Origin of the sequence: Eubacterium uniforme, from assembly GCF_900167115.1 — a bacterium.
Classification (GTDB): domain Bacteria; phylum Bacillota; class Clostridia; order Lachnospirales; family Lachnospiraceae; genus Eubacterium_S; species Eubacterium_S uniforme.
Map to the genome: position 1 here is coordinate 246,135 of NZ_FUXZ01000002.1, position 22,766 is coordinate 268,900.

General features: G+C 29.7%; 23 protein-coding genes and 1 other annotated feature. Of the genes, 20 read left to right on the forward strand and 3 right to left on the reverse strand.

Annotation, left to right across the window (positions count from 1 at the left end; translation table 11 throughout):
• Positions 1-2 precede the first annotated feature (2 nt).
• From rpoZ to trpA, 17 genes are all read left to right on the forward strand, one after another.
• The gene (gene rpoZ / locus B5D16_RS00960; RefSeq protein WP_078765080.1) at positions 3-239 is read left to right on the forward strand and encodes a DNA-directed RNA polymerase subunit omega; all 237 of its coding nucleotides are present in this window, start codon (positions 3-5) and stop codon (positions 237-239) included.
• Positions 240-290: 51 nt separating this feature from the next.
• The gene (gene rimO, locus B5D16_RS00965) at positions 291-1,646 is read left to right on the forward strand and encodes a 30S ribosomal protein S12 methylthiotransferase RimO (RefSeq protein WP_078765081.1); all 1,356 of its coding nucleotides are present in this window, start codon (positions 291-293) and stop codon (positions 1,644-1,646) included.
• A gap of 15 nt (positions 1,647-1,661) precedes the next feature.
• Complete coding sequence (gene pgsA / locus B5D16_RS00970; protein ID WP_078765082.1) at positions 1,662-2,201, forward strand: CDP-diacylglycerol--glycerol-3-phosphate 3-phosphatidyltransferase; 540 nt, start codon at positions 1,662-1,664, stop codon at positions 2,199-2,201.
• The gene (locus B5D16_RS00975; protein ID WP_078765083.1) at positions 2,191-2,673 is read left to right on the forward strand and encodes a CinA family protein; all 483 of its coding nucleotides are present in this window, start codon (positions 2,191-2,193) and stop codon (positions 2,671-2,673) included. The genes pgsA and B5D16_RS00975 overlap by 11 nt, the downstream gene beginning before the upstream one ends.
• Positions 2,674-2,723: 50 nt before the next feature.
• Complete coding sequence (locus B5D16_RS00980; RefSeq protein WP_078765084.1) at positions 2,724-4,019, forward strand: aspartate aminotransferase type Ic; 1,296 nt, start codon at positions 2,724-2,726, stop codon at positions 4,017-4,019.
• A gap of 220 nt (positions 4,020-4,239) precedes the next feature.
• Entirely contained in the window at positions 4,240-5,274 is a 1,035-nt protein-coding gene (gene recA, locus B5D16_RS00985) for a recombinase RecA (RefSeq protein WP_078765085.1), read from the forward strand.
• A 26-nt stretch (positions 5,275-5,300) separates the two neighbouring features.
• Positions 5,301-5,912, forward strand: coding sequence for a regulatory protein RecX (locus B5D16_RS00990; RefSeq protein WP_078765086.1), 612 nt, complete (start codon positions 5,301-5,303; stop codon positions 5,910-5,912).
• Positions 5,913-5,944: 32 nt separating this feature from the next.
• Positions 5,945-6,631, forward strand: a complete 687-nt coding sequence (locus B5D16_RS00995; RefSeq protein WP_078765087.1) for a response regulator transcription factor — start codon at positions 5,945-5,947, stop codon at positions 6,629-6,631.
• Positions 6,632-6,646: 15 nt separating this feature from the next.
• Entirely contained in the window at positions 6,647-7,774 is a 1,128-nt protein-coding gene (locus B5D16_RS01000; RefSeq protein ID WP_078765088.1) for a sensor histidine kinase, read from the forward strand.
• A 117-nt stretch (positions 7,775-7,891) separates the two neighbouring features.
• Complete coding sequence (locus B5D16_RS01005; RefSeq protein ID WP_078765089.1) at positions 7,892-10,231, forward strand: FtsX-like permease family protein; 2,340 nt, start codon at positions 7,892-7,894, stop codon at positions 10,229-10,231.
• A 121-nt stretch (positions 10,232-10,352) separates the two neighbouring features.
• Positions 10,353-10,599 (forward strand) — a binding site (T-box leader).
• Positions 10,600-10,735: 136 nt separating this feature from the next.
• Positions 10,736-12,211: an anthranilate synthase component I gene (trpE, locus tag B5D16_RS01010; RefSeq protein ID WP_242942958.1), complete on the forward strand. Its 1,476-nt coding sequence runs from the start codon at positions 10,736-10,738 to the stop codon at positions 12,209-12,211.
• 1 nt (position 12,212) lies between these two features.
• Complete coding sequence (locus B5D16_RS01015; RefSeq protein ID WP_078765091.1) at positions 12,213-12,845, forward strand: anthranilate synthase component II; 633 nt, start codon at positions 12,213-12,215, stop codon at positions 12,843-12,845.
• A gap of 60 nt (positions 12,846-12,905) precedes the next feature.
• The gene (trpD, locus tag B5D16_RS01020) at positions 12,906-13,943 is read left to right on the forward strand and encodes an anthranilate phosphoribosyltransferase (protein ID WP_078765092.1); all 1,038 of its coding nucleotides are present in this window, start codon (positions 12,906-12,908) and stop codon (positions 13,941-13,943) included.
• Between the two features lie 26 nt (positions 13,944-13,969).
• Positions 13,970-14,755, forward strand: a complete 786-nt coding sequence (trpC, locus tag B5D16_RS01025) for an indole-3-glycerol phosphate synthase TrpC (protein ID WP_143405006.1) — start codon at positions 13,970-13,972, stop codon at positions 14,753-14,755.
• A gap of 58 nt (positions 14,756-14,813) precedes the next feature.
• Complete coding sequence (locus tag B5D16_RS01030; protein ID WP_078765094.1) at positions 14,814-15,446, forward strand: phosphoribosylanthranilate isomerase; 633 nt, start codon at positions 14,814-14,816, stop codon at positions 15,444-15,446.
• Positions 15,439-16,623, forward strand: a complete 1,185-nt coding sequence (trpB, locus tag B5D16_RS01035) for a tryptophan synthase subunit beta (protein ID WP_078765095.1) — start codon at positions 15,439-15,441, stop codon at positions 16,621-16,623. Before B5D16_RS01030 ends, trpB begins: the two co-directional genes overlap by 8 nt.
• Entirely contained in the window at positions 16,616-17,398 is a 783-nt protein-coding gene (gene trpA, locus B5D16_RS01040; protein WP_078765096.1) for a tryptophan synthase subunit alpha, read from the forward strand. Before trpB ends, trpA begins: the two co-directional genes overlap by 8 nt.
• Positions 17,399-17,507: 109 nt before the next feature.
• On the opposite strand, the gene B5D16_RS01045 is transcribed toward trpA, so the two are convergent.
• The 3 genes from B5D16_RS01045 to B5D16_RS01055 all read right to left on the reverse strand — a co-directional run bounded on the left by B5D16_RS01045 (position 17,508) and on the right by B5D16_RS01055 (position 21,471).
• Positions 17,508-18,827, reverse strand: a complete 1,320-nt coding sequence (locus B5D16_RS01045) for a hypothetical protein (RefSeq protein WP_078765097.1) — start codon at positions 18,825-18,827, stop codon at positions 17,508-17,510.
• A gap of 224 nt (positions 18,828-19,051) precedes the next feature.
• On the reverse strand, positions 19,052-20,266 hold the full coding sequence (locus tag B5D16_RS01050) for a hypothetical protein (protein WP_078765098.1): 1,215 nt from the start codon (positions 20,264-20,266) through the stop codon (positions 19,052-19,054).
• 14 nt (positions 20,267-20,280) lie between these two features.
• Positions 20,281-21,471, reverse strand: a complete 1,191-nt coding sequence (locus B5D16_RS01055; protein ID WP_078765099.1) for a hypothetical protein — start codon at positions 21,469-21,471, stop codon at positions 20,281-20,283.
• Between the two features lie 230 nt (positions 21,472-21,701).
• Between B5D16_RS01055 and rplU the strand changes: the two genes are divergently transcribed.
• Genes rplU through rpmA form a run of 3 tightly spaced genes read left to right on the forward strand, consistent with a single transcriptional unit; the run spans position 21,702 to position 22,628 of the window.
• A complete protein-coding gene (gene rplU, locus B5D16_RS01060) occupies positions 21,702-22,010 on the forward strand; it encodes a 50S ribosomal protein L21 (protein WP_078765100.1) in 309 nt (102 codons plus the stop codon).
• 2 nt (positions 22,011-22,012) lie between these two features.
• Positions 22,013-22,339 (forward strand): ribosomal-processing cysteine protease Prp, encoded by a 327-nt coding sequence (locus B5D16_RS01065; RefSeq protein WP_078765101.1) that lies wholly within the window; start codon positions 22,013-22,015, stop codon positions 22,337-22,339.
• 4 nt (positions 22,340-22,343) lie between these two features.
• Positions 22,344-22,628 carry a 50S ribosomal protein L27 gene (gene rpmA / locus B5D16_RS01070; RefSeq protein ID WP_078765102.1) on the forward strand — a complete coding sequence of 95 codons (285 nt, stop codon included), beginning with the start codon at positions 22,344-22,346 and terminating at the stop codon, positions 22,626-22,628.
• Positions 22,629-22,766: the final 138 nt, after the last annotated feature.

The following is a 22,766-nucleotide window of genomic DNA, read 5'->3' on the forward strand; positions in this document are numbered from 1 at the left end:
ATATGTTACATCCATCATATTCAGATTTAATGGCAGTTGTTAACAGTGAAGTTGAACCAGGTGAACAGCCAGTTGTTCAGAGTAGATATTCAATCGTTATTGCTACTTCAAAGAGAGCAAGACAGATTGTTGATGGTGAAGAACCTTTAGTTAATAACGCTGATGGTAAAAAGCCATTATCACTTGCAATTGAAGAATTATATAGTGGTAAGGTTAAAATTGTTGGAGACGATGAATAAAGATATTTAGGCACGTTAAAACGTGCCTATAATTATGTTTTAAAGGTATTTATGGAAAAGATATTATGCGTATCACTTGGTTGTGATAAAAATTTAGTTGATACTGAGAACATGCTTGGTGTCTTAAAAACAAAGGGCTATGAATTTACTGATGATAATGATGAGGCAGATATTGTTATAATTAATACATGTTGCTTCATTCATGATGCTAAGGAAGAAAGTATTAATTCAATTATTGAATATGGTCAGTTAAAAGAAAACGGAAAATTAAAAGGACTTATTGTTACAGGTTGTTTAGCTCAAAGATATAAAGATGAAATTGAAAAGGAACTTCCAGAGGTTGATGCCTTGATTGGAATATCCTCAATCGATAAAATAGTAGAAGCTGTTGATGCTTGTATTGAAAAGCATAATTCCAGCAAATGCGACGAAAATCATGTTGTTTATTCATCTTATGAAGATATTTCAAACCCAATAGATACATTTGAAAACAGAGTTTCAACACTAGGTGGATATACTTCTTATCTTAAGATTGCTGAAGGATGCGATAAGAACTGTACTTATTGTATCATTCCAAAAATCAGAGGTAAGTTTAGAAGTATCGAGATGGAGCATTTGCTGAAGGAAGCTAATAGATTAGTTGAAAACGGCACTAAAGAATTAATTTTAGTTGCCCAGGAGACAACTCTTTACGGTGTTGATTTATATGGTGAAAAATCACTTCATAAACTTTTGCATGAATTAGGTAAGATTGAAGGTTTAGTTTGGATTAGACTTTTATATGCTTATCCTGAAGAGATTTATGATGAGTTGATTGAAGAAATGGCTACTAACAAGAAACTTTGCCATTACATTGATATGCCAATTCAGCATGCAAGTGATAATGTATTAAAGAGAATGGGTAGAAGAACTAACAATACTGATTTAGTTAACATTATTACAAAACTTCGTGAGCGTATTCCTGATATTGTTATCAGAACAACACTTATATCAGGTTTTCCTGGCGAAACAGAAGAAGATCATAAAGATTTATATAATTTCGTTGATGAAATGGAATTTGATAGATTAGGTGTATTTACTTATTCTATGGAAGAAGATACACCGGCAGCTTTATTACCTGATCAAATTGACGAGGAAGTTAAGGAAGATAGACGTGATGAAATTATGGAACTTCAGCAAGAGATTGTATTCGAAAAGAATGAAAATCTCATTGGCAAGGAAGTTTTAGTTTTAATCGAAGGTCATATTCCAAATGAAAATGCATACATTGGAAGAACTTATATGGATGCACCATCAGTCGACGGTAATATCTTTATTACAACTGATGAAAACCTTATGAGCGGAGATTTCGTCAGAGCTAAAATCACTGGTTCATATGAATATGATTTAATCGGTGAAATAATATAATTTGGGAGGTCTTATATGAATTTACCAAATAAAATTACTATGTTTCGAGTAGTATTAATACCATTTTTTATACTATTCATGTTATGTCCAGTATTAGGTGATGCAGATAAATATGTAGCTGCAGCGATTTTTATAACTGCCAGCATTACAGACTTTATTGACGGGCAGCTTGCAAGAAGAATGAATCTTGTAACTAACTTCGGAAAGTTTATGGATCCACTTGCAGATAAGTTGCTTGTTTGTTCAGCCCTTATATGTTTATGTGGCAAGAAAATTCCTGTTGTAGTTGTAATTATCATTATCAGCAGAGAGTTTATTATTAGTGGTTTTAGACTTATTGCATCAGATAAAGGTGTTGTAATCGCCGCAGGATGGTGGGGCAAGGTTAAAACAGCTGTATCAATGGTTATGATTATTGTTGTAATTATAGATTTACAAAATAAGCCATATCAGATGCTTGAAAATGTTTTGATTTATGCTTCATTAGTACTAACAGTTATTTCTCTTGTTGATTACCTTGTAAAAAATAAGGAGGTTTTAAAAGATGAGAAATAATGACTTAACAGAAGCATTTGTTAAGAAATTAATTGAAAAAAACTTGCATGTATGTTGTGCAGAATCTTGTACAGGTGGCTTGGTAGCAGCTCATATTATCAATATATCAGGTGCATCTGCAGTTATTAATGAAAGTTATATTACATACTCAAATGAAGCTAAAAATAGAATTCTTGGTGTAAATAAAAATGACCTTGATACCTTGGGAGCAGTCAGCGATAAAGTATGTGAGCAAATGGCTTTAGGCTGTAGAACGAAGTCTGATAGTGATATTGGTATTTCAACAACTGGTATAGCAGGACCGGATGGTGGTACTGATGAAAAACCTGTAGGTACAGTTTATATTGGTATTAGTACAAAGAATTCTACTAAGGCTTATGAATGTCATTTTGAAGGAAACAGAGATGAAGTCAGAATGCAAAGCGTTTTAAAAGCCATTGAATTGGCATATTTTACTATTGAAAAAATTTAATTTTTGTTTTATATTATCATTTGGAATTAATTTAATCTAGGAGGAAAGTTATGGCAGCGTTTCAAACATTAAACAGAGACGAATTACTCAAAATTAAAGATGAACTTGAAAAGGAATATGAAAAAATTAAAGGACTTGGCATTAAACTTGATATGTCAAGAGGTAAGCCTGGCAAAGATCAGCTTGATTTATCAATGGGGATGGTTGATGCTTTAGCTTCTGATCATTCATTTGTTGGAGAACAGGGCATAGACTGCAGAAACTATGGTGTACTTGACGGTATTGTAGAAGCTAAAAGATTACTTAGTGAAATGATTGAATGCCCAATTGATAACATTATTATATATGGTAATTCATCACTTAATGTTATGTATGATACAGTTGCTCGTTCAATGACACACGGTGTTATGGGTTCAACACCATGGTGTAAATTAGATAAAGTAAAATTCTTATGTCCAGTACCTGGATATGACAGACATTTTGCAATTACTGAGTTCTTTGGAATTGAAATGATTAATATTCCTATGAACGAAGATGGCCCAGATATGAATATGGTTGAAAAACTTGTTAGCGAAGATGATTCAATTAAGGGTATTTGGTGTATCCCAAAATATGGTAATCCAACAGGTATTACATATTCAGATGCAGTTGTAAAGAGATTTGCTAGACTTAAACCAGCGGCTAAAGACTTTAGAATCTACTGGGATAACGCTTATACAATCCATCATTTATACGATGAAGAAGATAAGCAGGATCACTTAATTGAAATCCTTGCTGAATGTGAAAAAGCAGGTAATCCAGACATGGTATTTAAGTTCTGTTCAACTTCAAAGGTTACATTCCCAGGTTCAGGTATTGCTGCAATTTCAGCTTCAAAGGCAAACCTTGAATTCATAAAGAAGCAGTTAACAGTTCAGACTATCGGTCATGACAAGTTAAATCAGTTAAGACATTACCGTTTCTTCGGTAATTTCGATGGTATGAAAGAACATATGAAAAAGCATGCTGCATTACTTAGACCTAAGTTCGCAGCTGTTCTTACAACACTTGATAGAGAACTTAAGGATGCTGACATTGCATCATGGACAAATCCGGTAGGTGGTTATTTCATTTCACTTAACGTTCATAACGGATGTGCAAAAGACGTAGTACAGATGTGTAAAGATGCTGGATTAGTATTAACAAATGCTGGTGCAACTTATCCATACGGTAAGGATCCATATGATTCAAATATCAGAATCGCTCCTTCATTCCCAACTCCAGAAGAGTTAAAGGATGCAGCTCACGTATTATGTGTATGCGTTAAACTTGCAACAGTTAATAAAATGTTAACAGGCGAGAAATAAAATTTGAAATACATTGTAAAAGCAGGAATGATTTGTTCCTGCTTTTATACTTTTAAAACAATAATTTATATTTAGTAATCATTTAGTTTAACAAATCATTGAATGATTATTATGATTGTGGTAAAATTATTCTTGTCATAAATATTTTAAAAAATGTGTTGACAAAAGCAAACATATGTTTTATTATATATTCAAACATAAGTTCGAAAAGGAGAATGCTATGAACAACGAAGATAAGAAGAAAGCCCTAGAGGCAGCTCTTTCACAAATTGAGAAACAACACGGTAAGGGATCTGTTATGAAACTAGGAGATTCCAATGTAAATATGAACATTGAAGTAATTCCTACTGGTTCATTAAGCCTAGATATCGCTCTTGGTCTTGGTGGTATTCCTAAGGGAAGAATTATAGAAATATATGGTCCAGAATCAAGTGGTAAGACAACAGTAGCTCTTCACATGATTGCTGAAGTACAGAAGCGTGGTGGTATTGCAGGATTTATCGATGCAGAGCATGCACTTGATCCAATCTATGCACAGGCTATTGGTGTTGATATTGATAATTTATATATTTCACAGCCTGATTACGGTGAACAGGCTCTTGAAATTACAGATACTATGGTTAGATCTGGTGCTATGGATATTATCATTATCGACTCAGTTGCAGCACTTGTTCCTAAGGCTGAAATTGATGGTGAGATGGGGGATTCACATGTAGGTTTACATGCAAGACTTATGTCACAGGCATTAAGAAAACTTACAGCTGTTATTAGTAAGACAAATTGTACAGTAGTATTTATTAACCAGTTACGTGAAAAAGTTGGTGTTATGTTTGGTAACCCTGAAGTTACAACTGGCGGTCGTGCTCTTAAGTTCTACGCATCAGTAAGACTTGATGTTAGAAGAATTGAAACTCTTAAGACTAACGGAGAGATGATTGGTAACAGAGCTAGAGTTAAAGTAGTTAAAAACAAGATTTCCCCACCATTTAAAGAAGCTGAATTTGATATTATGTTTGGTGAAGGTATCTCAAGAGAAGGTGATATCTTAGATCTTGCTGCTGAACAGTCAGTTATTAATAAGAGTGGTGCATGGTACGCATATAAAGGTGAAAAGATTGGTCAGGGTAGAGAGAACGCTAAGATCTTCCTAAGACAGAATCCAGACATCTTAGAAGAAGTTGAACATCAGGTTAGAGTTAAATATGGCTTAATTCCATCTGAAGATGGTGATGAAGCTGCAGCTGATGAGGAATAATTGATTATTTATTGTGAGGAATATATATGTGTATTATTACAGACATAAAACCACATAAGAAAAATTCCTTTATGATATATATTGATGAAGAATATAAATTCTGCTTATATAAAGGTGAAATCAGAAGATTTAAACTTGAAATAGGTAGCCATATCTCATCTAATACAATGAATATAATATTGGATGAAGTTATTTATAAAAGAGCCCGCGAGCGGGCTCTTTATATCATAGAGAGAAGTTTAAAAACTGAATATGAAATCAGGCAAAAATTAAAAGAAGCAAAGTATCCTAATGAAATAATTGAACGTGTAATTGAAATGCTTAATAAGTATGATTTTATTAATGATTATAATTATGCTAAAATGTATGTTGAGTATAAGATGAATTCCAAAAGTATTACAGCTATAAAGAATGACCTTTATAAAAAACATATTTCAAAGGAGATTATTTCATCCATACTTGAAGAAAGTCCAATTGATGAATCAGAATTAATTATTAATCTTTTAAAAAAGAAATATTATAAGTTTGATTTAGAAGAATTAGAAGATAAAAGAAAAGTAATTAATAAATTAATGTATAAAGGTTTTAAGTATGCACAAATTGATGATGCAATTAATAAATATATAAAAGAATTATAGTTAATTTATTATTTTAAAATATGGGGTAGGATATGAGTAAGAAGATTTTAATTGTTGATGATGATAAGGATTTCACAGGCATAATATCAGATTTTTTAACTGATTATGGATATGATGTTAGTCTTGCGTATGATGAGACTAGTGCATATTCGTTATTACAGGATAATAAATTCCATTTAATCATTTTAGATATAAATTTACCAGAAACAACAGGTTTTGAAATCTGTAAGGAACTTAGACGAATTTCTGATATTCCAATTATATTTGCCTCTGCTAGAACTAGTGAAACAGATAAAATCACTGGTCTAAATTTAGGTGGGGATGATTATTTATCTAAGCCATATTCCATACAAGAATTACTTGCAAGAGTTAACGCGTTAATTAGAAGGACATATGGATTTACTGAAGAAGAGATTATAAATTTTGGTGATATAAGTGTTAATATTTCATCTAGAAGCGTTACTAAGAATGGTGAATTAATAAATCTTTCTTTACGTGAATTTGATTTATTAGCTTATTTGTGCGCAAACAAAAATAAAGCTATTCCAAAGGAAAAAATTCTTAATGAGGTATGGGGAGGATTTTCTGATACTGATGCATCTTCATTAACAGTTCATATAAGATGGTTACGTACAAAATTAGAAGATGATCCAAGTAATCCAAAGTATTTAAAAACTGTTTATAAAGTTGGTTACATATTAGAATGTAGTGATAATTAAAATTGGGGATTGAATATGAAGTCTAATTTATTAAAAATATCTTTTGTTTTCATAGTTATAATCATAATTGCTTCTGGCTTTTTTATTTATAAATCTGATAGTGCCTATAAAGATAATCGATCATATATTGCAGATGTAAATGAAATTGAGCAATTACACGAACAAGGCAAACACACAGAAGCTAATCAAAAAGCAATCGCATTAGAAAGTAAATTAAAAGAAAATAATAAAGATGCAAATATAAAGACATATATTGTTATTAATGGTTTAATATGCATATTAGTAATAGTAGGTGTATTTATATATGTTTATATAAAAATATTAAAACCTTTTGATGTATTGAGCGCATTTGCTGCGAATATTTCAAAAGGCGATTTTGATATACCTCTTGATTATGAAAGAACTAACTATTTTGGTGAATTCACATGGGCTTTTGACCATATGAGAAATGAACTTAATAAGGCAAAATTAAGAGAAGAAGAAGCTATTGAAAATAATAAAACAGTTATTGCAACATTATCCCATGATATAAAAACACCTCTAGCTTCAATAGTTGCTTGTGCTGAAGGATTTAAGGCTAATATTGACAATACCCCTGAGCGTAAAGAAAGATATTTGAATGTATTAATAAATAAATCTGAAGAAGTAAAAAAATTAACTGATGATTTATTATTACATTCAATTTCGGACATGGAAAGACTCAATTTTGAAATAGAAAAGTTTGAAGTATGTTGTTTCTTAGAAAAAGGAATAAAAGAACTTACAACTAGTGAAGATGATGTTAATATTATTTCTCCTGAATTTGATGCCTATATAAATGCAGATAAAAAAAGAGTACTTCAAATTGCTGAAAATCTCATTAATAATGCAAAGAAATATGCCAAAACCAAAGTTGATATCTATTTTTCAAAAGACGACTCAAATATTAGCATCCATTTTAAAGACTATGGCAAAGGTATAAATGATGAAGACATGCCATTTATATTTGATAAGTTTTATAGAGGAAAGAATTCTAAAGATGAAGTTGGATCAGGCCTTGGATTATATATTGTTAAGTATTTATGCATCCAGATGGATGGAGATGTTAACTTAAATAATAGTAGCTATGGGTTAGAAGTAATCGTTAGTTTTCCATTTGTATAAAAAATAATAATTATATTAATAAAATATATTTAAATAATTTTTTATATTAAAAGATTTAAGAACTTCTTAATAAGATAATTTATATAATCAACATATAAATTTATAAGAGGTGTTTATATGAAAATATTTAAAGTGATTAAGGCTAATATAAAAACAAGAAAAATATCAGGAATTGCATTGATTTTATTAATGACAATAATATCAGCTTCTATATCCATAATTGTTACATGCAAAAATAACATTAATGATAGTATTGATGAAGCTTATAAGCATGCTAAAGTTTCAGACTTAAGCTTAAATATCGCTACTAAGTGGTATACAGATGAACTTAAAACAAAACTTGAGAATATAGAAGAAGTTGATAGAGTTCAAAGTGTTGATGCAGTTACTTCAACATATTTTAAATTTAAGGATAAAAAAGATAGCACAAGTATTGTTGCTACAAGATTAAATAAATATATTGATAAATTATATAATAAAAATCTTGATGGATATGATAGCGTTCCACCATTAAAAAAAGGTGAAGTATATTTATCTTTAGGTTTAAAAACAAATTATAAATTAAATGTTGGTGATATAGTTACTTATTATACTCATGCAGGGGCTTATGATTTAAAGATAAAAGGATTTGTTTTAGAACCAGTTTCTGGTTCATCCATGATGGGATTTAAATGTATTTACATTAGTGATGAAGACTTTGATTTAATAAAAAATGATGGTGAACTTTTTGAGAAAAATAATGATAGCTATGTAAATATAAAAATATGTTACATATACAAAAAAAATAAGGAATTATCAGATTTAAAGTTTTCAAAAATTGTATTTGACAAATCCCAAATCGGATCATATTCATTTGGCTCATTAACTAAAGAACAAGCAAAATATTATACAGGATTAACTCCATCAATTGTATGTTCCATGTTACTAGTATTTGTTGGTATTTTGCTAACTATATTTTTGATTGTTTTAGGACATGTTTTATCTTCATCAATTGAAATGGATTATACAAATATTGGAATATTAAAATCCTGTGGCTTTTCAAGTTTGGATATTAAAAATATATACAGTATTCAATTTTTAATTTATGAAATAATTGGTTGCATATTAGGCATTATTATTTCAATTCCATTAACCAAAAAGATAATAAAACTTTTCCAACCTATAACTGCAATTTTATCTTATGATGATATATATATAAGCAGAGTATTAGTAATCATATTATTAATTATAGCCTTTTCATATTTTTATATTTTATTCATATGTAAAATATCTGAGAAGATATCAATTGTAAATATGCTTAATGGAAATCTAAATGACGTTTATTTTGACAATAGATTCAATGTACCAATAAGCAAAAAATTTTTGTACTTAAAACTTTCTTTTAGACAAATAACATCAGCATTAAAAAAGTATATGGTTACTATTTTTATTGTAATTTGTTTAGTGTTTACAATGATGACTATTACAATTCATTGTAATACCTTAGATTCTGGTAGTTTATTAGAGAGCATGGGAGTGATTCATTCAGATCTATCTCTCACAACAGAAGATATAATTGCAAAATCTGATGTAAACTTTATGAAGGATGTTGAAGATACAATTGAAAGTATTTCTAAAATTACTAATAAAAATAAGAGCACATCCATATACACCATTGTAAATAACGAAAGTATATATACAAGGGTAAAAGAACATGATGATAATAAATACAATAAAGGAAGAATGCCTAAATATGAAAATGAAATGTCTGTATCGGATATGTTCTTAGAAAGAAATGAATTAGATTTAGGAGATAGTATTCATATTTCATATCGTGGTAAAGAGATGGATTATATAATTACTGGAACATTTGTTAGTACATCTGATGCTGGAATTAATGTTTATTTAAATACGGATGGCGCTGCAAAAATTGGTATTAAAAATTTCCATACCTTTACATATGACATAGAAAATTCTGATAAAAAAGATGAAATATATGATTTAATAAATAAAAAGTATCCAAATGTATTTATATTCCAAAAAAATACTAGTATAACAAAACAGCTACAAAGTATAGGTAATCTTATAAAATATATTATATATACATTTTCTTTAATCTTTGCATTTATTGTTGTATTTATGATTTGCTCTAAATTCTTAATAGAAGAGCGTACGGATATTGGTATATATAAGGCATTTGGATTTACAACAAAAAGATTAAGATTACTTTTTGCTACAAGATTTGCAATAATTTCTATTATTGGATCATTAATAGGAATCATTCTATCTACATTGTTTTCAAGAAAAATGTTAATTATGTTATTGAAGACAATAGGAGTGACTAATTATCCAGATGGATTGTATATCTCAAGCGATATTTTAATTCTATGTATGCTTTCAATTTCATTTTTCTTATTTGCTTATTGCGCAACCTATAAGATAAAAAGAGTATCTACAACTGAATTAATAAAAGAATAATAAAATATAATTAAATAATAATAAACAGAATTATATATAATACTATATAAACAATATAGTTAAAATTTTATATTGACAAATATAAATAAAATAATTAAAATAATACATAGTTTAATATTTTAATAAACCGATGACCAAGGGTAAGTAGTTATTATTTGGGTATTCAGAGAGTCGTGTATGGTGTGATGCGATATATTCCGGTATTAATGAATGGACTTGGGAGGGCAGATTGAAAGGCAACGAGTAGATTCTGACGGAGACTTGACCGTTATCAGCGAGAGACATATGATGGTATGTTTAAGAGTGGATGTAGTACATCAATTTGGGTGGTACCGCAGAAGTTAGTTTATACAGCTTTTGTCCCTATACAGGGACAAAAGCTTTTTTTATATAAAAATTTACTTTTGATCAACAATCAGAAGCATGAATCTGAGGATTCACTTACAGTGAATCTTTGACTCCGCTCTAAGCCGCGGAGGGCTCTTCTGATTGAAAATCAGAAGTATGAAAGGAGTATCTATGGAAACCATAACTTATGAAAAAGCAATGGAGCTTGGTAAAGATTACAAAATTATTCCAATAGCTAAAGAAATTTATGCTGACATTATTACACCGATTTCATTGCTTAGAAAAATCGAAACTAAATGTAACAAATTCTTTTTATTAGAATCTGTGGAGGGTTCTGAGAAATGGGCTAGATACTCATTTCTAGGATTAAATCCAGTAATGCAAATTTCATTAAAAGATGGCGTTTGCACAGTTGATGATGAAGGAAAATTAACTAAAACAGAAGTAGGACATGACGCTTATAAAGTATTAAGAGAAATACTTGATGAATATAAATCATGTAGAATTAAAGGTCTTCCTTCATTTACAGGTGGATTCGTTGGATATTTCTCATACGAGATGATTGGTTATGCAGAACCTAAACTTGAACTAAAGAAAAATGATTGTGATGACTTTAATCTATATTTATTTGATGATGTTATATGCTACGATCACTTTAGACAAAAGATTATTGTAATATCAAATATGAAAGCTAAAGAAGGTAAATTTGGATACGATAAAGCACTTAAAGATATTGATGCTATTATTGATATGATAAAAGAAGATGTTGAACTTCCTGTTCATACAAATACAGAACCTGTTGAATTTATTTGTAATGAAACAAAAGAAGAGTATTGTAACATCGTTACAAAGACAAAAAAATATATTTATGAAGGTGATATCTTCCAAGGAGTATTATCAAGAAAGTTTAAAGCTAAATACGAAGGATCATTATTAAATGCATACAGATATTTAAGAACAACTAATCCTTCACCTTATATGTATTTCCTTCAGATGGATGACATGCAGATCGCTGGTGCTTCACCAGAAACACTTGTTAAACTTGAAGATGGAAAACTTACAACATTCCCTGTTGCAGGTAGTAGACCTAGAGGTAAAACAGATGAAGAGGATATTGCACTTGAGAAAGAATTATTACAGGATGCGAAAGAATTATCTGAACATAATATGTTAGTTGATTTGGGAAGAAATGACATTGGTAAAATCTCAAAATTTGGAACAGTTAAAGTTAAAGATTATATGAGTATTCATCGTTTCTCAAAAATCATGCATATTGCATCAACAGTTGAAGGTGAAATTAGGGATGAATATGATGCACTTGATGCAATTAGCGCATTACTTCCTGCAGGAACACTTTCAGGAGCTCCAAAGTTTAGAGCTTGTCAGATTATTAATGAACTTGAAAAAGAGGCAAGAGGTGTATATGCCGGTGCAATTGGATACATTGATTTAAATGGTAACCTTGATGTTTGTATAGGTATTAGAACAGCAGTAAAAAAAGGTAATGAAGTTGTTGTTCAGGCTGGTGCTGGTTTGGTATATGATTCAGTTGAAGAAACAGAATATATTGAAACAGCTAACAAGGCTGGTGCAATAATTGAAGCAATTACAAGAGCAGGGGAGGTTATGTAAGATGATTTTATTAATTGATAACTATGATAGTTTTTCTTATAACCTCTATCAGTTAATTGGTTCTTGTACCGATGAAGATATAAAGGTTATAAGAAATGATGAATTAACCGTTGAAGAAATAGATGCATTAGATAGTAGTCATATAATACTATCTCCTGGTCCAGGTAGACCAAGTGAAAGTGGTGTGTGTGAAGAAGTAGCACATAAACTAAAATCTAAAGTTCCAATCCTTGGAATATGTTTAGGTCATCAAGGAATATGTGAAGTACATGGTGCGAAAGTAACTTATGCAAAAGAGTTAATGCATGGTAAACAAAGTATTATCACTTTTGATGAAAACGAGAAAATATTTAAGGGATTAGGAAAATCATATAGCGAAGAACAAAGTGATAAGAATATTAGTAATAATCAAAATGCTACTAACAAAATTAAGATTGCTAGATATCATTCACTTGCAGCTAGTGAAGAAAATTTTCCTAAAGAACTTAAAATCATTGCTAAATCTGATGATGGCGAAATAATGGCTGTTAAGCATAAAGATTACGATTTATATGGATTTCAATTCCATCCGGAATCAGTTCTTACTGAAGATGGTGATATAATGATGAAAAACTTTTTAAATATAAAAAAATAATTTTAACGGAAATAAATGATAAGGAGGATATAATTCATTAATTTGAATTATTAAAATAAAATGATTAAAGAAGCAATTATAAAATTAGTAAACAAAGAAGATTTAACATATGATGAAGCATATACAGTAATGAACGAAATTATGAGTGGTGAAACAACACCAACTCAGAATTCAGCTTTCCTTGCAGCTCTTTCAACTAAAAGCGCAAAGGCTGAAACTAAGGATGAAATTGCTGGATGTGCTGCTGCTATGAGAGATCATGCAATTCCAGTTGATACTGGTATGGATATTTTTGAAATCGTTGGTACTGGTGGAGATAACGCAGGTAGTTTTAACATTTCAACAACATCAGCTATTATTGCTGCTGCAGGTGGCATGAAGGTTGCTAAGCATGGTAATAGAGCTGCATCTTCAAAGTGTGGTACAGCTGACTGTTTAGAAGCACTTGGCGTTAACATTAATCAGGAACCTGAAAAATGTATTGAATTATTAAAAGAAGCTGGTATGTGTTTCTTCTTTGCACAGAAATATCATACATCTATGAAATATGTTGGTCCAATCAGAAAGGAACTTGGTTTTAGAACTGTATTTAATATTTTAGGACCTCTTACAAATCCTGGTAAGCCAAAGCAGATGTTACTTGGTGTATATGATGAATATTTAGTCGAGCCATTAGCTCAAGTTCTTACAAGTTTAGGTGTAACAAGAGGTATGGTTGTATATGGCCAGGATAAACTTGATGAAATTTCATTATCATCACCAACAACAGTTTGTGAAATCAAAGATGGATGGTACAGAACATTTGTTATTAATCCAGAAGATTATGGTTTTGAAAAATGTGATAAAGCTGATCTTGCTGGTGGTACACCAGAAGAGAATGCACAGATTACAAGAGATATTTTAAATGGTACACTTAAAGGACCTAAGAGAAATGCAACTTTACTTAATGCAGGTGCTGCACTTTATATTGGCGGTAAAGCTGATTCATATAAAGATGGTATTAAACTTGCTGCTGAATTAATTGATTCAGGTAAAGCTTCACAGACTCTTGAAAAGATAATTGATGTAAGCATTAAACAGGTAATCACAAACGCATAAAAATATTTAAATAAAAAGAGGTTATTATGATTCTTGAAACCATAGCAAATAACAATATTAAAATTGTTAATGAAAAGAAAAATGTTATTAGCATTGATGAAATAAAAAACAAAGCTAATTCATATGTTAATAAACTTAAGGAATATTCTTTTGAAGAAAACCTAAAAAAATCTAACATGGGATTTATCTGCGAATGTAAAAAAGCATCTCCATCTAAAGGTATTATTGCAGATGATTTTCCTTATGTAGATATAGCTAAAGAATATGAAAAAGCCGGAGCAGACTGCATATCAGTTTTAACAGAACCAAAGTGGTTCTTAGGTAAAGATGAATACTTGACTGAGATTAAAAGTGAAGTTAATATTCCGCTTTTAAGAAAAGACTTTGTCGTAGATGAGTATATGATATACGAAGCTAAAGCAATTGGTGCTGATGCAGTTTTACTTATTTGTTCAATTCTTGATGATTATAGACTAAGTGAATATTTTAAAATCGCTGATAGTTTAGGTTTATCAGTATTAGTTGAAACTCATGATGAAAAAGAAATTGAAATGGCTAATAAGATTGGTGCAAGAATCATTGGAATAAATAATAGAAACTTAAAAACATTTGATGTTAATATTAATAATGCAAATAATTTAAGAAAATATGTTTCAAATGATACTATTTTCGTTGCTGAAAGTGGTATTAAAGATGCAAATGACATTAAAAAGTTATACGATATTAATGTTAACGCTGTATTAATTGGTGAAACATTAATGAGAGCAGGAGATAAAAAGCAGATGCTTTCAGAATTAAAATCATTAATATAACATTTAAATTTATAAATACATAGTAGCATATCGATACTATGTTATGAATGAGGTAAATATGTCAAAGATTAAAATATGTGGTCTTAAAAGAGAAGAAGACATACTTTATGCTAATGATTTAATGCCTGACTATATTGGATTTGTATTTGCTGGAGAAAAAAGAAAAATTAGTTTTGATCAAGCAAGGTTATTAAAAAAGAAACTCAACAAAAGAATTGGCGCAATTGGAGTTTTTGTAAATGAAGATATAGATAATATTATTTCATTAGCTAATGATAATATAATAGATATTATTCAACTTCATGGTGATGAAGATAATGACTATATTGATAAATTAAGAAGTAAAACAGACAAGAAAATCATTAAAGCTGTTAGAGTTAAAGACAAGCAGGATATTATTAATTCTAAAAATATTAATTCAGACTACTTGCTTTTTGATTCATTTACGGATAAAATGTATGGCGGTAGTGGTGTTAGTTTTGACCATAATTTATTACCTGACAATAAGAGAGATTTTTTCCTGGCAGGTGGTATTAAAGAAGAGGACATCAAAGATATTGTTGAAAATATGAATCCATATTGTATTGATGTTAGTTCTTCTGTTGAAACTGACGGCTTTAAAGACTATGAAAAAATGAAAAAAATTGTTAAAAAAGTAAAAATGTACTCGGAAGGAGAAATATATGAGTAAGGGAAGATTTGGTATTCATGGTGGACAGTATGTACCAGAAACACTTATGACTGCAATTAACGAACTTGAAAGTGCATATGAATACTACAAAAACGATGAAGAATTCAATAAAGAATTATCTGATTTATTTAATGATTATATCGGCAGACCATCAAGGCTTTACTACGCAGAAAAAATGACAAAAGATTTAGGTGGTGCTAAGGTATATCTTAAGAGAGAAGATTTAAATCATACTGGATCTCATAAACTTAACAATGCTCTTGGTCAGTGTTTACTTGCTAAGAAGATGGGTAAAACAAGAGTTATCGCTGAAACAGGTGCAGGTCAGCATGGTGTTGCAACTGCAACAGCTGCTTCATTACTTGATTTAGAGTGCGAAGTATTTATGGGTAAGGAAGACTGTGAAAGACAGGCTTTAAATGTTTATAGAATGGAACTTTTAGGTGCCAAAGTTCATCCAGTAACAAGTGGAACTATGACACTTAAAGATGCTATCAACGATGCTATGAAAGAATGGTCTACAAGAATCGATGATACATTATATGTAATTGGTTCTGTTATGGGACCTCATCCATATCCAACTATGGTTAGAGATTTCCAGAGTATCATAAGTAAAGAAATCAAAGAACAGTTAAATGAAAAAGAAGGAAGACTTCCAGATGCAGTTATAGCATGCGTAGGTGGTGGTTCTAACGCAATTGGTGCTTTCTATAATTTTATAAATGATAGAAATGTAGAACTTATAGGTTGTGAAGCTGCCGGTCTTGGTGTAGATAATCCTAAGAATGCTGCTACAGTAGCTAATGGTTCAGAAGGAATCTTCCATGGTATGAAGACATTATTCTGCCAGAATGAATATGGTCAGATTGCACCAGTATATTCAATTTCAGCTGGACTTGATTATCCAGGTGTTGGACCAGAGCATGCATATTTAAATGATATTGGAAGAGCAAGATATGAAGCAATTACAGATGAAGAAGCAGTTAAAGCTTTTGAATATCTTTCAAGAGTTGAAGGTATTATTCCTGCTGTTGAGTCATCACATGCGATTGCATATGCTTTAAAATATGTTCCAACTCTAAGTAAAGATAAAATTGTTGTAATTAACGTTTCAGGCCGAGGCGATAAAGACGTTGCAGCTATAGCAAGATATAGGGGGGTTGAAATCTATGAGTAAGATAAAAGACGCAATTAAAAATAGTGGAAAAGCATTTGTTCCTTTTATTACAGGTGGTGATCCTGATTTAGATACTACACTTAAACTTATACTTGCAATGCAAGAAGCAGGAGCTGATGTTATTGAAGTAGGTATTCCATTTTCAGATCCTATCGCAGAAGGCTCTGTAATACAAGAAGCAGACCTTAGAGCATTAGAAGGAGGTACAACAACAGATAAACTATTCGATGCTCTTAAAACCATTAAAAACGATGTTAAAATACCTCTCGTATTCATGACTTATGCTAATGTTATATTTAAATATGGTAGTGCTAAGTTTATGGAAAGATGTGTGGAAAGTGGAATAAGTGGAATTATTGTTCCTGATTGTCCATACGAAGAAAGAGAAGAGTTCTGTCATTACTGCGAAAAGAATAATATTGACTATATTCCTCTTATCGCACCAACATCAAAAGAAAGAATTAAGGATATTGCAAAATCAGCAAATGGCTTCGTATATGTTGTTTCATCACTTGGTGTTACGGGTGTAAGAGAAAACATTACAACTGATCTTAAATCAATGATTGATCTTGTAAAAGAAGTTACTGATGTACCAGCTGTAGTTGGTTTTGGTATTTCAACTCCAGATAAAGCTGCTGAGATTTGCAAAGTTGCAGATGGAGCAATTGTAGGATCTGCGATTGTTAAAATAATTGCTGAGTATGGAAAAGAGAGCATTACACCAATATATGATTTTGTTAAAAGTATGAAAACAGCAATTATGAATGTTAAATAGTAAGTAATTAAAACAATAATAAAAGCCGAAGCTATTATATTAGTTTCGGCTTTAAATATTTAATGTTCTCTTTTGTATATTTAATAATATAAAAAATATCTATTTTATCTTATAAATTTTTCTTAAAGTTATTTATTGCATCCATTGGAGTCATGTTATCAATATTAACATTACTATAATCAACATCACCTAAGAAAGAAGGATTAATCTTTGACTCGATATCAAATGAATATGTATACGCTGGATTTAAAGCATAAAGTAAATTCTCTGAATCATTATGAGCAAACATCAAAAGCAATGGACTACCAGTAGTAATATTTCCAAACTTTTCAATTGGAAGAACAATCATCTTTCCAAATTTATTTGTTAATAAATACTTACGTTTATCAGCATCTTTAAGATGCATTTCTGATACATCTTTTACAACAACTGCAGGAACAATATAATAAGTTCCATTCAAGAAATTATTCTTTGCTTCTTTAGCCTTCTTAAAATTACTCATAACAGCAAAAATACATAAGAATCCAAATCCACCTAAGCAAATTCCGGGTAAAATCTGGAATTTAATAATGAAAGCCATTCCCACAACAACAAGTACTGCACCAACTATACTAAAAAGTGCAAGTCCATTTGTATAATACTTTGAAATATCTTTTAAAACTTCACCTTCAGATACTGAATTATTTATACCTGGATATTTATTATCTAAATCTACATATTTTTTCTTAACCTTACTATCATAATTTGAGAGTTCATTAACATCAATGATTTTACTCTGTACATCATAGTCCAAGCTATAATATTTCTGATTAAATACATAACTATCTTTTGTCTTTGGAATATATACAACATAACATTTGTCATTTACATTTGTATTCCTATATGTTTCCATTGAGACATGAATTCTCTTTTTATAAAGCATATAATATTTTTTTAAATATAAATAATAATATGATCTATTATTGGCATGACGAACATCTTTATCGCCAACTTCATCATCAAAAATATAAAATTCACCTCTAGAAAGAGCAGTTCTAATTCTTATCTTATTAATCAATCCGTAGAATATAACAACATAGAAGATTCCAAAGAATACAACTGAAAAGATCATTAATCCATTCTTTGATTCTTCATCAACCTGTCCAGTTTTAAAAGCCATAACCATAACTGATGTTATTATCAATACAAAGGCAAGTGCAATACAGAGCCCTAATATATCCAATATGGTATCAGCTCTTTTTAACACAAAATCTTTACTAACCTTAATGGTTGAACCATTTAGCTTTTTAATGTCATTCCTTCGTTTAATATGCAATGCAAAACAAACAATTGCAAAAGCAATAAATACATAGGCTACATATTTAACATTTCCTATGTATTCCTGTAATTCAGGACTTAGTTCCTGTGCTGCAAGTTTTAATTGTTCCATAAAAAATTCCCTCCATTTGTAAATCTAGCAAATGCTAAATTTTATTTTATATATTTTATTTTATAAAATATTCAATATAATATTCAATATAATATTCATCACCAATCTCTGTTCTATAATATATCTCCTATTGAAATGAATTAAACATTATATCCATAATTGAAATTTTAGCTAACATTCGTTCTTCCTTCCCATAATGATAAAATTTTTTCTTCAATAAATTTCTAATATATACTTAATTTGCTTTGTATGCTACTAGATAAATGGTGCTTATTTGGATTAAGCACAGCAAATGGTTTACCTGTATCAATAAATATTCCTTGATGGAAGTAGAACAAGTAAATCTCATCGCCAATATTAACCTTACTGAAATCTTTAGCTAAACATTTTATTTCTCGATTATCATCTTTAACTTTAAAGTATAAATAATTATCGGCTTCTTTTATATGATTGTTCGTTACATCCTCAGTAACGATAGCTGATTTAATAATATATTTTCCTTCGTTAATAGCTTTTTTTGCTTTAGAATTATTATTATAATTTTCCTTTAAACAAATAAACATTACAACAACAAAAATTGCCATAAATGCTGCCGCACCATATGAACGCGCTATAATAAAACCAGTAAAAATAATCGTTACTAGCAAGAAAATTGGTGCTATTACAAAACTACCATTTGTTGAATTATATACCTTATATGTATCTAACAAGGCCTTTTCATCAATAGGAATATTATATTCATTTTCATAATTATTCAAATTATTTCCATTTGAAGATTTATCCTGAATATAATCCTCAAGATTAGTAGTTTCAATCAATTTACTTCTAATATCATAATCTAATTGGTATTTGCTAACTTTAAAAGAAATAGCCTTTTTAGTAGGAAGAACATAAACAATATAAAATTCATCACCAATATTTGCCTTATTATATTCACCACTAGTAGTAGATATTCTCTTCTTAAAATATCTAAATAAGTGATTAAAATAAAAATAATATTCAGTAGAACTATGTCCATCAGAATCAGTTGATGTATGTATATCTTTATCTCCTAAAACATCAACAAAAACTATAAATTCATTATTTTTAATAGCAAGTTTTGTTTTAATCATACTTCTCACAGAAAAAATCAATGCTATAAATATAAGTATCGAAACAATCGTGAATGAAATATTTAAAATATTAAATACCTTTATATCTTCGCCATCCATACTTTCTGGTTTTTCTGCAATATTCATAACAACAACTGCACATGCAAACATAATAAACACTACGAATAGTACACTAGCAGCAATATTATCTGCTGTTTTTTTACTTATAATTTTTTTAGTTAATGTTACATTTGTTTGATTCTTATTAGTTTTACTTGCACTTATAAAAATCAAAAGCGGTATACCAATAAATAATATTGGTACAATTTTAAAAATCAAATCTGTCATTTTTTTCCTCGAAATTATTGTAATTTACTTAAAATACTTTGTGATATCTGATGCTTCATTGGATTAAGCACAGCAAATACTTCTAATGTATTTTCTTTTTTATACATAATACATACATAAATAGTATTGCCAATTTGAGTATTATAAAAATCCTCACGTAAACATTTTATATCAAAAGATAATTCATTAACTCTAAAATAAACAAAATTATCAGAGTTTATTACATTTCTATACGTTACATCTTCCGCAACAACACATGCATTAATAAAATAATTACCTGTGTTTATGTTATTTCGAACACGATTATCATTATTGTAAATAGGAATGTATATTCCAGCCATTCCAATTACAGCTATAAAACCAAACAATAATGTTAATATTGGTTCAACAAATAAAAGTATTAAACCAAACAAAAAGAAAAATATAAAAATACCAGTAAGAATATTCAATCCCTTACGATTATTGTCATATTTTTTATACAATTCAAATAATCCATTTTCATCAATATTTGTAATGCTATTAGATGCTTTTGTATAAACTTTTGCTTGCTTCTTTTGATATCTATTACTAAAATTTGAAAGGATAGAAGTATCTACATAAGCATACATTAAACTATTATCCAATATATATTTCTTTTTTGGAAGAATGGCGAATCTTTTAGTTGGTATAATATAAACCACGAAAAATTCATCACCCATATCTGTACTATCAAACTGAACTTTAGAAACATCAAATGGCACACTAAAATATTTATAAGTATTGTATAAATATAAAAAATCAACTCTAGTTAAACCAGTAGGTTCTAAGATTGTATCATCCAATGGTCTGCCATGATGTCTTATTTTAATTTCATTTTTATCTCCAATAATATCTGTATAGATAACAAATTGATTATTTCTTAGTGCAGCTTTTGTTTTCGATGTTGCATTTCTTTTAATATTTAAGAAGAAAAAAAACATAATCAGAAAAACCATAGTGCCTGTAAATGTTAAAAATCCTTCTAAAGCACTACCTCCCGTATCTAAATACACTAAAAAGAGCAGTAGCGTCAAAAAAAATCCTATGGAAGATGATATAATACCAACTTTTATAGAAAAATTTAAATATCTTTTACTTTCTTTATAAATTATGTCTTTTGTGATAATATACTGTGTGGGGTTTTGATTTTGATAATAATTTTGATTAGAATATGGAATATTTTCCATTCTACAACCTCCTCTTTATAAATCTTTATAAATTATTCATACTCCATATAAATATATCATAAGTATAGAATAATATAAATAATAATAAAGAAAAAACTAAAATAAATATAGAAAAAATTGATTGACATAAAACATATGCTGTGTTATTATAATTTAGTGTGCCGCACAATGAGGTTTAAGTTGTTTAATACACACCGAAGTTGGCGAGTAAATGTAATAGGAGGTGCCATATGTACGCAATTATAGCAACAGGTGGTAAACAGTACAAAGTATCAGAAGGCGACAAAATCAGAGTTGAAAAGCTTGGTTCTGACGTTGGAGAAAAGGTTGTATTTGACCAGGTACTTTTAGTTGGTGGTAGCGATGTTAAGGTTGGAGCTCCAACTGTTAACGGTGCTTCAGTTGAAGCAGAAGTAGTAGCTAACGCTAAAGCTAAAAAGGTAATTGTTTATAAGTATAAGAGAAAAACAGGTTACCACAATAAGAATGGTCATAGACAGCAGTACACAGAAGTTGAAATTAAGAAGATTAACGCATAATTATGATTAATGCAATTTTTGTAAAGAAATCCGATAATATCATAGGTTTTGAAGTATCCGGACATTCTGATTACTCAGAAAGAGGAACAGATATTTATTGTGCAAGTGTTTCGGCACTCGTTATAAATACTATCAATTCAATTGAAGAATTTACTGACGATGAATTTGAATCATTTGCTGATGAGGAAGATGGTATTCTTGGATTGAATTTTAAGTCTAATCCGAGTGAAAACTCGAGATTGCTTGTTAATTCACTTGAACTTGGATTGAAATACATATCCGATTCATGTGATGGGAAATACCTAAAGATAAAATATAAGGAGGTTTAATGCTATGTTAAATATGAATCTTCAGTTTTTTGCTCATAAAAAAGGTATGGGTTCTACAAAGAACGGCCGTGATTCAGAGAGCAAGAGATTAGGTGCTAAAAGAGCAGATGGTCAGTTTGTAAAAGCTGGTAATATTTTATATAGACAGCGTGGAACTAAGATCCATCCTGGTAACAACGTAGGCCGTGGTGGAGACGACACATTATTCGCTTTAGTTGATGGTGTTGTTAAGTTCGAAAGAAAGGGTAGAGATAAGAAACAGGTTTCTGTTTACCCAAAGGCTGAATAATAAATAAATGCTCAAAGCATTAATTTAAGGCTTCGAATCAATTCTGGTTTGAAGCCTTTTATTTTAATAAAGTTTCTTTTTGATAATTGTTTTAAATTAAGGAAGGAGATAATCCTAATTTAGGATTATATGTGATAT

Excerpts from the sequence above, each read along its gene's own strand:
- rpoZ (WP_078765080.1), top strand. The coding sequence starts at position 3 with ATGTTACATCCATCATATTCAGATTTAATGGCAGTTGTTAACAGTGAA.
- rimO (WP_078765081.1), top strand. The coding sequence starts at position 291 with ATGGAAAAGATATTATGCGTATCACTTGGTTGTGATAAAAATTTAGTT.
- pgsA (WP_078765082.1), top strand. The coding sequence starts at position 1,662 with ATGAATTTACCAAATAAAATTACTATGTTTCGAGTAGTATTAATACCA.
- B5D16_RS00975 (WP_078765083.1), top strand. The coding sequence starts at position 2,191 with ATGAGAAATAATGACTTAACAGAAGCATTTGTTAAGAAATTAATTGAA.
- B5D16_RS00980 (WP_078765084.1), top strand. The coding sequence starts at position 2,724 with ATGGCAGCGTTTCAAACATTAAACAGAGACGAATTACTCAAAATTAAA.
- recA (WP_078765085.1), top strand. The coding sequence starts at position 4,240 with ATGAACAACGAAGATAAGAAGAAAGCCCTAGAGGCAGCTCTTTCACAA.
- B5D16_RS00990 (WP_078765086.1), top strand. The coding sequence starts at position 5,301 with ATGTGTATTATTACAGACATAAAACCACATAAGAAAAATTCCTTTATG.
- B5D16_RS00995 (WP_078765087.1), top strand. The coding sequence starts at position 5,945 with ATGAGTAAGAAGATTTTAATTGTTGATGATGATAAGGATTTCACAGGC.
- B5D16_RS01000 (WP_078765088.1), top strand. The coding sequence starts at position 6,647 with ATGAAGTCTAATTTATTAAAAATATCTTTTGTTTTCATAGTTATAATC.
- B5D16_RS01005 (WP_078765089.1), top strand. The coding sequence starts at position 7,892 with ATGAAAATATTTAAAGTGATTAAGGCTAATATAAAAACAAGAAAAATA.
- trpE (WP_242942958.1), top strand. The coding sequence starts at position 10,736 with ATGAAAGGAGTATCTATGGAAACCATAACTTATGAAAAAGCAATGGAG.
- B5D16_RS01015 (WP_078765091.1), top strand. The coding sequence starts at position 12,213 with ATGATTTTATTAATTGATAACTATGATAGTTTTTCTTATAACCTCTAT.
- trpD (WP_078765092.1), top strand. The coding sequence starts at position 12,906 with ATGATTAAAGAAGCAATTATAAAATTAGTAAACAAAGAAGATTTAACA.
- trpC (WP_143405006.1), top strand. The coding sequence starts at position 13,970 with ATGATTCTTGAAACCATAGCAAATAACAATATTAAAATTGTTAATGAA.
- B5D16_RS01030 (WP_078765094.1), top strand. The coding sequence starts at position 14,814 with ATGTCAAAGATTAAAATATGTGGTCTTAAAAGAGAAGAAGACATACTT.
- trpB (WP_078765095.1), top strand. The coding sequence starts at position 15,439 with ATGAGTAAGGGAAGATTTGGTATTCATGGTGGACAGTATGTACCAGAA.
- trpA (WP_078765096.1), top strand. The coding sequence starts at position 16,616 with ATGAGTAAGATAAAAGACGCAATTAAAAATAGTGGAAAAGCATTTGTT.
- B5D16_RS01045 (WP_078765097.1), bottom strand. The coding sequence starts at position 18,827 with ATGGAACAATTAAAACTTGCAGCACAGGAACTAAGTCCTGAATTACAG.
- B5D16_RS01050 (WP_078765098.1), bottom strand. The coding sequence starts at position 20,266 with ATGACAGATTTGATTTTTAAAATTGTACCAATATTATTTATTGGTATA.
- B5D16_RS01055 (WP_078765099.1), bottom strand. The coding sequence starts at position 21,471 with ATGGAAAATATTCCATATTCTAATCAAAATTATTATCAAAATCAAAAC.
- rplU (WP_078765100.1), top strand. The coding sequence starts at position 21,702 with ATGTACGCAATTATAGCAACAGGTGGTAAACAGTACAAAGTATCAGAA.
- B5D16_RS01065 (WP_078765101.1), top strand. The coding sequence starts at position 22,013 with ATGATTAATGCAATTTTTGTAAAGAAATCCGATAATATCATAGGTTTT.
- rpmA (WP_078765102.1), top strand. The coding sequence starts at position 22,344 with ATGTTAAATATGAATCTTCAGTTTTTTGCTCATAAAAAAGGTATGGGT.